Source organism: Streptomyces sp. NPDC005017, assembly GCF_042873115.1.
GTDB lineage: Bacteria > Actinomycetota > Actinomycetes > Streptomycetales > Streptomycetaceae > Streptomyces.
Map to the genome: position 1 here is coordinate 15,437 of NZ_JBIALD010000048.1, position 12,552 is coordinate 27,988.

Genomic DNA, 12,552 nt, shown 5'->3' on the forward strand with positions numbered 1-12,552 from the left:
GTCGTGACGGGGGTGGGCGGTGGCGTGTATGGGCCGGCGGGCGTGGGGAGGGTCATGGCCGAACTGGACATCGGCGTGTGCCTCCTTGGGGAACCTGGCTGGAGGGCCGACCGCGCCCCGGGGAAAGGGCGGCGCGGTCGGCCGGTCGGCCGCCTGTTTCCGCTTCAGGCCTGCGGGGCTTGTGGCGGCGCAGGTTGTCGCGTTCGGTGAGGGAGACTTCGCGGCCGCAGGGGCGGTGCCGTAGTGGCGGCCGTGCAGCCGGAAGAACTTGGGGCTGGTGGCTGTGTTCACGAGAACGGACAGCAGATGTTCACCACTTCGGGAGGCACCTCGGCCCGGCGCCGTTCGATTCCGGCGCCTTTGGGCCGGTTTGCTAGAAGATGCCGGTGCGCATGTGCTGGGTGAGGTTTGCGAGGATCCCGCGCAACCATGTACTACGGACGGCCGGCAGTCGGACCAGGGTGTGCTGAAAGGCGTCCGGATCGGCCCGGAACAAGTACCGAGGGCGAGGTGCGGGCGGATCGTCGCGGAGGACGCCGTTGGGCATGCCGCCCGACGCGGGAAGCGGCAGGTTCGGTTTGGGGAATGCCAGCCCCAGCCACACTCCGAACGGCAGCGGCACCCGGTAGGCCGAAGTCTTCGGACTGGCCGGTGTCCACATCTGTCCGGTCTGCGGATGGGTCGGCACCAGCATGATGTCCGCGTCCCCGTCGACGGCGGGCTGCCCTGGTCCGGCCAGAACGGCGCGCCGTGCCCGCGGCCCAGCGGGCAGCAGAGCATCGAGAGCGCGTTGGAAAACTTCCTTGCTCAGACCGTCCGGCACTGTCACCGGCTGGCCTCGCGAGGCTGCCAGCAGGTGGGCAAGTGCCCGGCCGACCGCGGCCTCCCACTGTGGGCTCCACGACCAGAAGTGGTTTGGTCCGAGCCGCGCCCCCCATGTGGCGATCGGCTCGAACGGAGGCGTGGCCTTTCCCTCCTCCAACAGTGCTGCCCAGGTCAGTGGTACGGCGTCGGTGCCGCTGACGGTCAGGCGGCGCACGGCGTCGGGCGCGAGCCACACAGCCTGCCAGAGTGAGCAGTCGTCGATTCGGCTCGCCACGGGCAAGTCGCATCGCTCGCAGGCCATGTTGGGGCCGTCTGCACCGTCCAGGCCGCAGCAGTAGCCGCCGGCCCGCTCCGGGATCAGTGCGGTGGCGCGGGCGTCGCCGGGAGCGATGACGATGGAGCCGGGGGCGCCGTCGGAGAGGGCGTGGACCGGCGCGTAGATGCCGCAGGCCACCGCCTCATCCCGATGGATCTCCTCCCACCTCTGCCACGGTGGCCCCCAGAGCTCCGGGTCCACGGCGAACGTGCCCGACTCCATGAGCACTGGGAGCTGAAGTCCGTTCCCGTACTTCTGATGAGCGTGTGCCGGCATGGCGACCTGGGACAGCGGGGTGGTCAGCTCTGTGCCGCATCCCCTACACAGGAAAACGAACAAATGGCCTCCGTCACGGAATCAGGAGCATCGTCGCAACTCTGTGGCAGACCGGCCAACGTGTTTTGCATCCGTCGCGCGGCCGAAGCGCAACCCGCGGCGTCGAGTATCACCGTTCGAATCCATCCCGCGCCCAGACGCCTCCCCACGTAGCGGACATCTGCTGTCCGTTCCCATCAACAAAACCAGGGCCGGTGTTCTTGGTATTGAGGGTGCGGATGCTGCCTGGTTCGGGGGTGGTGTGGGTACGGTGGCTGTCGGCGGTGACGGTGGGGCGGTCGGTCACGGGGGGCCTCGCCGGTGTCGCTGAGGGCTTCCAGGGCGGGGGTCGGGTAGATGTCGCGTTGGACGGCGGGGCTGTGGCCGGGGCAGGGGTTGAGGGCCTGGGCCAGGGCGTCGGTGTTCATGGGGTGCAGCCATCGGTCGCGTATGGTCCGGGCGCGGGCGCGGGCGCGGGCGCGGGCGCGGGGTCGGGGTTCGGCGGCGGAGGTGGCGACCAGGACGGTGCTGCGGATCGTGCTGCCTTCGAGTGCGAACACGAGTAGTGCGGGCAGGGTGTTGAAGGCTTGCGTGTCGAGGATGGCCAGGTTGGCCGGGCGGGGGCCGGTGCACGGGTCTGCTTGCGCTCGTACGAACGTGTCGTCGGTGCGTTCGCTTGCGATGTGGAGGGTGTGGGTGCCGTCGCCGAGGGCTTCGGCCAGGGCGCCGATGGCGTGCATGGTGCGGTGGACGGCGGTGGTGATGTTCGTGTCGGGCTGGGTGAGCCAGGGGTCCGGGGTGCTCACGACGGTTCCTTTCGCCGGCTGCTGGTGCTGCGCTGTCAGCCGGGGGTGTGGGTGCGAGGGTGGTGAGCAGAGGTGGCCGGTCTGGTCGGTGACGGCCTTCCCGGCGCTGGTCGGCCTGGTGGGGGTGGTGGCGGGGCGGTGGGCGCTGCACCCGCGGTGGTTGCTTGTGTGTGTACCGCGCTTGGGCCTTGCAAGTCCCCGGCGGTGAACGGGATCCGGTCGGGGGAGCGCGGGTGCCCGGTCATGCCCTGCTGGCCCTCGGGGGCTTGCTCTGGTGGCCGAGGGCCTTGTATGCGGGGGTGGTGGGTGTCAGTTCCAGTTCTGGGGTGCGGGCCGGAACCGGGCTTTGAATGCGGTGGTCTCCTGTTTGGTGGCAGGACGCCAGTGAGCACTGTGCATCGTGAAGTTGCAGGTCACGGGTCTGGTGTGCGCGGGGTTCGGGATGCTCGTGCTGGTCGTGGGTGGATGACTTCGGTGAAGATCGTCGGTCACCGGGACACTTCGCGGTTCGTGAGGACGAGCAGGGCCCTGACCAGGGCGGTCGCCCAGGTCGGGTCGGTGCGGACTTTGCCGAGCACGCGCCAGTTTTTGAGGTGGGCGAAGCCGTGCTCCACCGTTGCCCGGACCGCTGCCAGTGCGGTGTTCGACAGCTTCTGTCCTCGTGTCAAGGGCCGGTTCCGGGCGGCCTTGTAACCGGTGATCACTGCGGGGCCGGTGTCGGGGCCGCTGTCGTCGAGCCCGACGAAGCCCAGGTCGGCGATCGCCCCGGGACCGGCCGCCCGCAGCTTGGCGGTGAGCTGGTCGTGTCGGCAGGCGGTGATCTCCGAGGTCCGTCCGGGCCGGGCCGCCGAGACCCAGAGCAGTCGGCCGCGATCGTCGGTGAGCGCGATCACGAGCAGGCCATGGCATTTGCTCTTGCCGGAGTAGTTCTTCCGGTTCTCTTTGCCGGAGCGCCGGCGGGTGCGGATCAGCGTGCCGTCCAGCAGGACCATCCCGCCACCCTTGCGGGCGATCTTTTTGAGGGCGCGGTCCAGGCGCGGGGCGCGGGCGGCCAGCAGGCCGACGACTTCCCTGACCCACCGGGTCACAGTGGTGCGGTGTATCCCGTTGCTACCGGCCAGATCACCCGGCCGCTGGTCACAGCGCAGTACGGTCAGCACGAGGGCGGCGATCCGTCCCGGAGGCAGGGCCCGCCACCGTGACCTGATCTTCTTGCAGTGGCCGCGGATCAGGCCGGCGAGCCAGTTCAGGGTGGCACTCGGCAGCGGCAGGCGGGCAGTGTGGACAAGGCCGTCAGGGCCCTCGACGGGATGGTTGTTTTTCTTCACACCAAACTCAACTGCCGCCGGGGGCTTGCCAGTTACGTCCCGTCGGCGCCGCCTCCCTACGCCTGGGAGCGTGCGGCGAACCTGCCGTCAGGACGCTTGTGCAGCCAGCCGCGGTCGGCGAGCTTGGTCATCTTCGCCCGCAACGGTTCCAGCTTCCCGCGCACCGTCACCTCAAGGCCCAGCTCCTTGCCGACGGTCCTGACCTGCACCGGGTGGTCGGCAGCCCGCACGATCGCCAGGATCTTGCGGTAGTCAGCGGGCAGCGCGGTCTCATCGCCCGTCCCGCCGCGGTGCGGGATCAGCAAAACCGCTCGTCCCGCCACCCGGGCCGCCGTCGGGGCGACAGCTGCGGCGGCCTCCGCCACAGCCCGGTCCTGTTCGGCCAGCCGGTGCAGGACCCGCTCGGCGATCACCAACTCCTCCCGCTCGGCCTGGATCTCCGCCAGTTGCTTGGCCAACTCCTCGGCGAGCGTGTCCGGTTCATTCCGGCGAGTCGTGATCCGCTCCAGCTCCAGCATCCCCACGCCCTCTTCGCGCTCTCCCGGCACCGGTCCGGTCGGGGATCGTAGGAGGGGCACGGCGGTCGGCGCAGCAGAACCCGACAACGGCCCTGGCGACAGGTCAGACGATCTTCACCATGGAGACCCGCCGACGACCAGCGCGAGTACCCCGCACACCAGACCCGTGACCTGCGTACTTCATGTTGCACAGTCTCATTGGGTATGTGGCACTCTTCGCCCGGATGCCGACCCGCGGCGTGCGTGGTGGTACGTCTTCGATCAGCGGTCGATGGCGGCCATGTTGTCCGCGTCGTAGCGCTCGCCGGAGGCCCGGGGCAGGTCGTTCAGGCGGGCGACGTGGGTGGCAGTGAGCTCGATGTGGTTGGCGGCGGCGTTCTCCTCCAGCCGGGCGACTCGCTTGGTGCCGGGGATGGGCGCGATGTCGTCACCCTGGGCGAGCAGCCAGGCCAAGGCGACCTGTGCGGGCGTGGTGTCGATCTCGGCGGCTACGGTCCGGACCTCGTCGACGATTCTCAGGTTGCGTTCCAGGTTGCCGTCGGCGAAGCGGTGGTTGGTGCGGCGCCAGTCGTCGGTGTCAAGATCGTTCAGGGAGCGGATGTTGCCGGTCAGGAAGCCGCGGCCAAGCGGGGAGTACGGCACGAAGCCGATACCCAGTTCGCGCAGAGCGGGCAGGATCTCGGCCTCTGGGTCGCGGGTCCACAGGGAGTATTCGGACTGGACCGCGGTGACCGGATGCACGGCGTGAGCGCGGCGGATCGTGGCGGGGCCGGCCTCCGACAGGCCGATATGGCGGATCTTGCCTTCGGCCACCAGTTCGGCCAGCGCGCCAACGGTCTCTTCGATGGGCGTGCCGGGGTCCACCCGGTGCTGGTAGTAGAGGTCGATGTAGTCGGTACCCAGGCGCTTCAGTGATCCCTCCACGGCCAGGCGGATGTTGGCCGGGGTGCTGTCCGGAGCCGTGCCACCGGTGTGGGAGATCAGGCCGAACTTGGTCGCCAGCACGACCTCGTCTCGGTGCCCCTGCACGGCCCGGCCGACCAACTCCTCGTTGATGAAGGGGCCGTACCCCTCGGCGGTGTCGATATGGGTGACCCCGAGGTCCACAGCGCGGTGGATCGTGCGGATCGACTCGTCGTCGAACTGGCCGGCGCCGGTGTAGAACGCCGACATTCCCATGGCTCCGAGACCGATGCGTGAGACCTTGAGGCTGCCGAGCGAAACGGTTTTCATGGCGCGGACTTCCCTTCCCATCAATTCAGTACCGGTCGGTGCAGAACCTTAGCACATCAAGACCGTCCGGTACTGAACTGTGTTCGCCGCCTGGGTAGGATGAAACTGCTGGTCAGCGTAGATCTGTACCGGGAGGTACGCTTGTGGTATGAGTAACTCCCATAGAGCCGTCATGGGTCGACCTCGAGGATTCGACATCGACCAGGCGCTGGAACGCGCGATGCGGGTGTTCTGGGCGCGAGGGTACGAAGGTGCAAGCCTCGCTGAGCTGACCGGTGCCATGGGGATCACCAAGACGAGCATGTACGCGGCCTTCGGTAACAAGGAGCAGTTGTTCCGCAAGGCCCTCCAGCGCTACGGCGCGGGGCCGGCCGCCTATGCCACGCGCGCCCTGGAGGAGCCCACCGCGCGGGCTGTGGCCTTGGCGTTCCTCCGCGGGGCGGTCTGCACCACGACCCCTCCCGACGGCCCCTCCGGGTGCCTGACCGTGCAGGGTGCGCTGGCGTCGAGCGACGAGAGCCGGGCCGTCCACGACCTGCTTGTCGACTGGCGCAACGGCGCGGGGGTCCGCCTTGAGGAGCGCTTCCGGCGTGCCGTCAACGAGGGTGATCTTCCGCGCAGCGCAGACCCTCGGCGTCTTGCCCGGTTCATCATGACGATGGGTTTCGGCATCGCAGTGCAGGCCGCCAACGGCCTCGGTCCTGCTGAGCTCGATGAGATCGTCGACACGGCGTTGCTCGGCTGGCCTGCATAGCGGCTGCACCCCTTCGCTCGCCCCGGTGGGACGTTCTCCGCGCATGAGGGCCGTGACGGTGCGGCAAAACTTCGGTACCGTCCGGAACAGAAGTTTCGGGCAAGGGTTCCTTCCCCTGCCGACGATCACCGCGACGAAACCGTCAAGAGCCGTCGCGAAACACCGAGCATGACCTCCGCTCCGGGGGCTGAAGAAGGAGATCATGTCCGACACCGACCTGCGCGAGTTCTACCTGCGCTACATCGGGGCGCTCAACGCCCACGAGATCTACCGCATGGACGAGTTCATCAACGACGAGACCACCCTGAACGGCGAGCCGGGCACTCGGGACCAGGTCGTCGCTGTGCTGAACGGCGACATCGACGCGGTCCCGGACTTCCACTGGGAGCCCCGGGAGATCGCGGTCGATGGTGATCGCCTGGCCGCCCGTCTGACCAACACGGGCACGCCCGCCAAGGAGTGGCTCGGCGTGGCTCCCACCGGCGCCTCGTTCGAGATCGTCGAGTACGCCGTCTACCAGGTTCGTGACGGGCGGTTCGTGCACATGACGGCCCTGCACGACGCCGAGACCCTGAGGCGGCAGCTCGGTGCCTGACCCCCGTAAGCCGATCGGCGTCGGCATCGTCGGCCTGAGCGCCAAGGGAGGCTGGGCGGCCGGGGCTCACCTGCCCGCGCTGAACGCCGTCGACGGGATCGAGCTTCGCGCGCTGGCGGCGAGCTCCGAAGCCTCGGCCCAGGCCGCGGGAGCGGCGTATGGCGTACCCGCGTACACGTCGGTCGAGCAGCTCGCCGGCGACGAGAACGTCGGCCTCGTTGTTGTCGCCGTCAAAGTGCCCCAGCATCGCGAACTCGTGTTGCCCGTGCTGAAGGCGGGAGTGCCGGTACTCTCCGAGTGGCCGCTCGCCGTCGACCTGCGCGAGGCCGAGGAGATGGAGCGTGCCGCCGGGACGACGCGCACCTTCGTCGGTCTTCAGGGACGCTCCTCGCCTACCTTCCGCTGGCTGGCCGACCTCGTGTCCGAAGGATTCGTGGGGGAAGTGCTCTCCGCCACCGTCGTGGCGTCTTCGACCGAATGGGGCACTCCGGTGTCTCAGAACATGGTCTACACGCTCGATCGCAAGCTCGGGGCCACGATGCTGACCATCGCGTTCGGACACGCGATCGACCTGGTGTCGATGGTCGTCGGCGAGCTTCAGGAAGTGGTCGCTACGACCGCGACCCGGCGCCGCCAGGTTCCCCTCGGGCGCACCGGGCAGGTCGTTCCGATGACCGCCGAGGACCAGATCGCGATCTCGGGCACCGTGGCGGGCGGAGCGATCCTGTCCGTCCACCACCGTGGAGGCGCGGCATCGGGTGCAGGGTTCTCTCTGATCATCGACGGCACGGAGGGGAGACTTGAGATTACCGCCGCCGAGTTCCCGCACGTCGGTCCGGTCACGGTGCGTGGCACACGCGGCGGCGGTCGGCCCACGAAGGTCACGCTGCCCAGCGGCTACGACGACTATCCCGGCCTGGCCGGAACGGTGATCCACACGCTGGTGCACGCCTACTCCGCGATTCGGGACGACCTCATCCACGGAACGGCTGTCGCCCCGGACTTCACCCACGCCGTCAAGCGCCACCGACTCCTTGACGCGATAGTACGGTCCGCCGCCACAGGCCAACGAAAAGCCCTCCATCCTTAGGCGCGCAGCCAGTCGATTTCGACACTGTCCGACATCACTTCGCCACATCGGCCCCTGCCCCGTGTGCCGGCATACTCGGCCGCACGCTGACAGATCGAGAGCGGACACGAGCGAGCGTGGCGTTGGGCGCAGCAGAACCCGACAACGGCCCTGGCAACAGGTCAGACGATCTTCACCATGGACACCCGCCGACGACCAGCGCGAGTACCCCGCCCGCCCGCACACCAGACCCGTGACCTGCGTACTTCATGTTGCACAGGTCTCAGTGGGCGGTTGCCTGGGCGAGTGTGTGGAACACGGTGGCCTCGGCGGTGTCCCGGTGGTCGTCTGCGGTGCGGTAGGTGATGTGGTATCGGTCGACGGCCATGACCTCGACGGTCGTCACGCTGCCGTCCGCGTGGTCCCAGGACAGGTACTGGCCTTCCGCGTACTCGGGCATGCGGGTTTCTTCTTCGGGGGGCGGTGGGTGTCGTGGTGTGTGCGGTCGGTGCCGGGTGGCGGCGCGGGCGGGGGCGTAGGCGGCGTGCTCCGCGCTGCTGTGCGTTGTGCCGGGGCTGTGCCGCGCAGGCGTCTGCTTGGTGCTGCGTCCCGTCAGGGCCGGGGCGAGGGCTGCCGTGCCTGGCGGGTGGGGGAGCCCCGGGAGGCGCTGTGCTACGCCGTGGGCGGGATGGTTTCAAGGGGGTGTGGGGCTCTGTGTGGGCCGGGTTGGGGGTTTCCGGCCCGCACGGGGTTTGTGAGCCGTGTGCTGGTGTCTGTCAGCCGTTGGCTGCGGCTGCGGCTGCGGCTGCGGCTGCGGCTGTGGTGAGGGCGGGGAGGGCGAGGGTTTCGAGTGTGGCGGCGTGGTCGGCGTCGCCGAGGGTCTGCGCGGTCGACGTGATCGCCTGCATCACGCCCCCGGCGGTCATCTGCCCGCCCCGCACGAAGTGGGACAGGATCAGGTCCTTGGCTTCGGTGCCGATGCTGAGGGTTTTGGTGACGTGCTCGATGGTCTTGGCCGGCTCGGGCAGGTGCGTTGCCGCGGCGGTCTCGATCTGCCGGACCTTCGCCTGTACGTAGTCGCGGGAGAGGAAGGTGCGCACGGCGTCGGTGGTCTTGGAGGTGATCAGTTCCAGCGTCCGGCGCTGCGTTTCACCGGACCAGGCGACGACGCCTTGGTCCTGCCTGCCTCCGAGGTGGATGGCGCGCATGACGTCCTTGGCGACGGTCATCCCGTTGCGGCACACCTGGATCACGGCGCGCGGTGTGATGGTGTACGCCCCCGATCCGACTTCACTGTTGGTGATCACGAACCCCGCCGAGATGAAAGGCAGTTCATCCCCGCTGCGTCCGTCGAACGGGGACCGGTAGCCGCGCAGCAGCGTCCGGGCCTGGACGGCGACGGCCTCCGATTCCACCCTCACGTACATGCGCCGGTCGGTCAGGTCGCACCCGGTGATCCGGGTCGGGTGACCGGACCGCTTCACCCCGTCCAGCGCGGCCAGCAGCATGTCGAAGTTGTCCATGAGCTTGTAGCTGTCGGACAGCAGGGCGCGGGCCACGCCCTGCGCGGGGGCGCTGCCGGGGGTGTTGCCGCCGCGGAACGCGCGGAGCATGAACCGGCGCTCCGGCTCCTTGCTGAGCCAGGCGTTGACGTTCTCGTCCAGCAGAGGCACGTTCTCGGCTCGCATGCGGCGCAGGTAGGCGAGCGGGATGCGCAGCTTGTCGGCGAGGTGCTCGTCGGCGACGGCGGTGGGCCGGTAGATCCCGTCCACCTCGGTCACGCCGTCTTCGGTGATCAGGGATTCCACGCCCTGCACGCGCACGTTCCCCTCGGTGAACCTGAGAGCGGCGGCGGGGGCGATCACGTCCAGCTTGCGGCGGCCCTGGTCCTCCAGGATGCGGACCAGGTCGGAGAGTTGGGCGTTGCGGGTGCCGGTGGGGGCTACGTGGGTGGCGCGTTCGGTGAACTGCTGGGTCATGCGTGTTCCCCTTCGCGTGTCGGTTTGGCCGGGTTCGGGGAGTGGGGCCGGCCGGTAGGCCGTCACCATCCCCCAACAACATCAATAATAGTGTGGTTTACGTGTGTGTGAACCCACCCCTGACCAGCGCTCTCACACCCCGGAGCGGTACTCGGGTAACGGTGTGAGGCTCTGGCGCCGAACCCTGGAGACGACCTTTTCCAAGCGGTCGTCGCGGACTTCGCACAGGTCGTAGCGCAGCTCGGTGGCGCCTGACTCCAGCGCGTACTGGTGTACCGCGCCGGTCCAGTACAGGCCGTGACGGCTTCTCAGGCTTCCGTGGTAGCGCACCCGCTGCCACACCACCGGTCCGGCATCCGGAAGATCCGGAGCGGTCCGGGCGGCCGGCCGTTCCGAGAGCAGCAGGACGAACGCCCGCGCGACCGTGCCGCGGTCCACCGGCACACCCGCCAGCGCGGGGCCCGTGTGTCCGTGCCGCACCCCCATCGCCCACCCCAGTTCGAACACCGGCCGGATCGCCTCGACGTCCGCGCCCGGCATGATCAGAGCGTCCGGGTCGGACGGGCTGCGGACCAGCTCGGCGAGCGCGTAGGCGGCCTGTTCCTTCTCCGCCTCCGAAATCCGAGCCTCGCTCTCGGCGGCCTCTGCGTGAATCCTCGTATTCTCCACGGCAATTCCTCTCTTCTCGGCACAGTCGAATCAGAGAGGGCGGCCCCGGCTGTTGACCGCCCCCTGGAGCGGTCAGGCCAGGAATCCCCGTGCCAGCAGGAATTCCGTTGTGATGTGTGCGATTCCGTGCGGCTTGTAGATCTGCGGGAAACGCCGCATCTCGACCTCGGTGCGCCCGTGCTCGTCGGGTTCGGGTAATTCGTGGACGAGCCGGTAGGGCTGGTCGCCTGTCGGCATTTCCAGCACGATCCATCCGGCCTTCGTCGCGAACCGGATTCCGGTGTAGTCGGCGTCGTTGTTGTGGACGATGGCGGCCTGGGCGCGCCGGCCGGGCAGGGACATCAGGCCTGCGATGGCCCGGGCCAGGATGGCCTGACGGGTCATCGGTGCGTCCTGGCCGCCCCGTACGCGGCGGACGATTCCGTCAGAGATCTGGATCTCCACGTCGTGGCCCTTCGTCGGCTTCTCGGGGCTGTCGGGAGGACCCCTCCCAACATTTCTAATAATAGTGGAAGTAAGGTGGGGGGGGAAGGGGCAGACCATGTTGCGCTAGAGGTTGCGCTAGGAGTTGCGGTAGAGGTTGCGCTAGACGTTGCGGTGCCCCCGGGGCGCGCCCCTGGTTCCCACAGGTCAACCGGCCTGTATCGCGTGGTCGGTTCGCTGACATCCCCCTCTGCACACCCCTGCGCTCCACCAGACCAGAAAGAAGGACGGGAAAGGGCGGGCGGAACGGGCGGGCGCGTGCCACCGGGGGATCGGGGCCGGCACTCTCTTGGCTGCGCGTCGGCGGCGCCTCCGCGCCCCGCCTGCGCCGCCCAGCGACCAGCCCCTACGATGGGACCGCCTGACCTTCGAGGTTGGCACGCTGGCGGGGAAAGATCCGGCACGGGTTTACCGGCCCACCGGATTCGCCGTTTTCCCCGCCAGCTCTCAGAGATATCCAGGGCGCAGCAATACGCCGCCCTGATTTCCTCTCTTTTTCTTGCGCGCGGTCTGCTCCGCAGACTCGACGCGCCGCCGCTACGCGGCGGACAGACCCTGGGGCGCTTCGCGCCCCGTGAGGGACGGGCGCTGGCATCGCTACGCGATGCGTGAGGCGGGGGCCGCCCGCTCAAGCGGGCGGCCCCCGCATAGGGCCGTCAGAGGATCGTGTACGCCACCGGCGGGTAGACCGCCTCGCCGTCCTCGTCCACGGAGTGGATGCTGAACGCGTCCTCGAAGGAGGCCGGTTCATGGCCGTCGATCAGTTCCGCGGCCAGAGCCGCGCTGCACTCGGCCAGCGCGCCGTACTCCAGGCACCATGCCCTGATCGCGTAGGTGGGGCCGTCCTCGACGAGGGAGCACACGGTCAGCGCACCCCAGCAGAGCGTCTGTACCAGCCCCACCGTCAGCAGGAACACGAAGTTGTCGAAGTCCTTGCGGTCCACGCTCACCAGGGCTTCCGCCCCGGCGTCACCCGCCACCGCCACCGGCAGCAGGGACGACAGGATCTCCTCGGTGTCGTCCATGCCGACCGCCAGCCGGATGACGTGCTTACCCGGAGCCAGCGGAGCCATCAGGCGCGCCAGAACCAGGTGGGCCTCATCGCGGGCCTCGGCGATAACGTCGAGGGAAATGGGCTTTAACTGCGCCATTGGGATTCCTTCCTGACTTCTCTTCGAGGTTGAGTTTTCGTCGCCGGGGTTACCGCCCCGTCAACTTGCCCTAATTCTACGACCCTTGGCACGAATGCGGAATGGGCTCGGAATTCATGCCAACAGAACCAGCCAATTCCCTTCCTGAGGAACCGTGAGCGGAGAGTGGCAACCCGCCAGAGCACCCTGGCATTTCACTACCCTGCGCCACACCAGCCGGACCGGGGAGGCGTATCCAGCCCAGAAATCATCCACCCAACACAATGACACACTCGAACGCGTCCGAAAACCGCCACCCCCTTTCCACAGCCAGCCGCTGACGCACGCGGAGCGTGCGTCAGGTTCCGTACAGGGCTGCGGAGCAGACCAGTACGGAACTGATCCGGCGTCAGCCGGATCGCCGGACCACGGAGTGGTCCGGCAGTCGGGACGGAGTCCCGACCCATCGGCGCGAAGCGCCGATGGAACCGGCGCGTAGCGCCGGCGCGTCGTCTTCGCGGAGCGAAGCGCG

13 protein-coding genes are annotated in these 12,552 nt (G+C 68.5%); 3 read left to right on the forward strand and 10 right to left on the reverse strand.

What is annotated here, in order from left to right; translation table 11 throughout:
- Positions 1–373 precede the first annotated feature (373 nt).
- From ACFYR0_RS37200 to ACFYR0_RS37220, 5 genes are all read right to left on the reverse strand, one after another.
- Positions 374–1,480 (reverse strand): hypothetical protein, encoded by a 1,107-nt coding sequence (locus ACFYR0_RS37200; protein WP_389338623.1) that lies wholly within the window; start codon positions 1,478–1,480, stop codon positions 374–376.
- Between the two features lie 173 nt (positions 1,481–1,653).
- Positions 1,654–2,262 carry a hypothetical protein gene (locus tag ACFYR0_RS37205; RefSeq protein ID WP_389338626.1) on the reverse strand — a complete coding sequence of 203 codons (609 nt, stop codon included), beginning with the start codon at positions 2,260–2,262 and terminating at the stop codon, positions 1,654–1,656.
- A gap of 488 nt (positions 2,263–2,750) precedes the next feature.
- Positions 2,751–3,590 carry a transposase family protein gene (locus ACFYR0_RS37210; RefSeq protein ID WP_389338629.1) on the reverse strand — a complete coding sequence of 280 codons (840 nt, stop codon included), beginning with the start codon at positions 3,588–3,590 and terminating at the stop codon, positions 2,751–2,753.
- A gap of 56 nt (positions 3,591–3,646) precedes the next feature.
- Positions 3,647–4,108 carry a hypothetical protein gene (locus tag ACFYR0_RS37215; RefSeq protein WP_389338662.1) on the reverse strand — a complete coding sequence of 154 codons (462 nt, stop codon included), beginning with the start codon at positions 4,106–4,108 and terminating at the stop codon, positions 3,647–3,649.
- Between the two features lie 261 nt (positions 4,109–4,369).
- Entirely contained in the window at positions 4,370–5,341 is a 972-nt protein-coding gene (locus ACFYR0_RS37220; protein WP_389338632.1) for an aldo/keto reductase, read from the reverse strand.
- Positions 5,342–5,489: 148 nt separating this feature from the next.
- Here ACFYR0_RS37220 and ACFYR0_RS37225 point away from each other — a divergent pair, with 148 nt between their 5' ends.
- The 3 genes from ACFYR0_RS37225 to ACFYR0_RS37235 all read left to right on the forward strand — a co-directional run bounded on the left by ACFYR0_RS37225 (position 5,490) and on the right by ACFYR0_RS37235 (position 7,780).
- Positions 5,490–6,095, forward strand: a complete 606-nt coding sequence (locus tag ACFYR0_RS37225; RefSeq protein WP_389338635.1) for a TetR/AcrR family transcriptional regulator — start codon at positions 5,490–5,492, stop codon at positions 6,093–6,095.
- 202 nt (positions 6,096–6,297) lie between these two features.
- Positions 6,298–6,690: an ester cyclase gene (locus ACFYR0_RS37230; RefSeq protein ID WP_389338638.1), complete on the forward strand. Its 393-nt coding sequence runs from the start codon at positions 6,298–6,300 to the stop codon at positions 6,688–6,690.
- Positions 6,683–7,780 (forward strand): Gfo/Idh/MocA family protein, encoded by a 1,098-nt coding sequence (locus tag ACFYR0_RS37235; protein WP_389338641.1) that lies wholly within the window; start codon positions 6,683–6,685, stop codon positions 7,778–7,780. Before ACFYR0_RS37230 ends, ACFYR0_RS37235 begins: the two co-directional genes overlap by 8 nt.
- A 262-nt stretch (positions 7,781–8,042) precedes the next feature.
- On the opposite strand, the gene ACFYR0_RS37240 is transcribed toward ACFYR0_RS37235, so the two are convergent.
- From ACFYR0_RS37240 to ACFYR0_RS37260, 5 genes are all read right to left on the reverse strand, one after another.
- Positions 8,043–8,219 carry a hypothetical protein gene (locus ACFYR0_RS37240; protein ID WP_389338644.1) on the reverse strand — a complete coding sequence of 59 codons (177 nt, stop codon included), beginning with the start codon at positions 8,217–8,219 and terminating at the stop codon, positions 8,043–8,045.
- Between the two features lie 316 nt (positions 8,220–8,535).
- Entirely contained in the window at positions 8,536–9,738 is a 1,203-nt protein-coding gene (locus ACFYR0_RS37245; RefSeq protein WP_389338648.1) for a DUF932 domain-containing protein, read from the reverse strand.
- Positions 9,739–9,870: 132 nt separating this feature from the next.
- Positions 9,871–10,407 carry a hypothetical protein gene (locus ACFYR0_RS37250; RefSeq protein WP_389338650.1) on the reverse strand — a complete coding sequence of 179 codons (537 nt, stop codon included), beginning with the start codon at positions 10,405–10,407 and terminating at the stop codon, positions 9,871–9,873.
- A gap of 72 nt (positions 10,408–10,479) precedes the next feature.
- Positions 10,480–10,791, reverse strand: a complete 312-nt coding sequence (locus ACFYR0_RS37255) for a hypothetical protein (protein ID WP_389338653.1) — start codon at positions 10,789–10,791, stop codon at positions 10,480–10,482.
- 755 nt (positions 10,792–11,546) lie between these two features.
- Positions 11,547–12,041, reverse strand: coding sequence for a hypothetical protein (locus ACFYR0_RS37260; protein WP_389338656.1), 495 nt, complete (start codon positions 12,039–12,041; stop codon positions 11,547–11,549).
- Between the last annotated feature and the right edge of the window lie 511 nt (positions 12,042–12,552).

Excerpts from the sequence above, each read along its gene's own strand:
- ACFYR0_RS37215 (WP_389338662.1), bottom strand. The coding sequence starts at position 4,108 with ATGCTGGAGCTGGAGCGGATCACGACTCGCCGGAATGAACCGGACACG.
- ACFYR0_RS37220 (WP_389338632.1), bottom strand. The coding sequence starts at position 5,341 with ATGAAAACCGTTTCGCTCGGCAGCCTCAAGGTCTCACGCATCGGTCTC.
- ACFYR0_RS37225 (WP_389338635.1), top strand. The coding sequence starts at position 5,490 with ATGAGTAACTCCCATAGAGCCGTCATGGGTCGACCTCGAGGATTCGAC.
- ACFYR0_RS37230 (WP_389338638.1), top strand. The coding sequence starts at position 6,298 with ATGTCCGACACCGACCTGCGCGAGTTCTACCTGCGCTACATCGGGGCG.
- ACFYR0_RS37240 (WP_389338644.1), bottom strand. The coding sequence starts at position 8,219 with ATGCCCGAGTACGCGGAAGGCCAGTACCTGTCCTGGGACCACGCGGAC.
- ACFYR0_RS37245 (WP_389338648.1), bottom strand. The coding sequence starts at position 9,738 with ATGACCCAGCAGTTCACCGAACGCGCCACCCACGTAGCCCCCACCGGC.
- ACFYR0_RS37255 (WP_389338653.1), bottom strand. The coding sequence starts at position 10,791 with ATGACCCGTCAGGCCATCCTGGCCCGGGCCATCGCAGGCCTGATGTCC.
- ACFYR0_RS37260 (WP_389338656.1), bottom strand. The coding sequence starts at position 12,041 with ATGGCGCAGTTAAAGCCCATTTCCCTCGACGTTATCGCCGAGGCCCGC.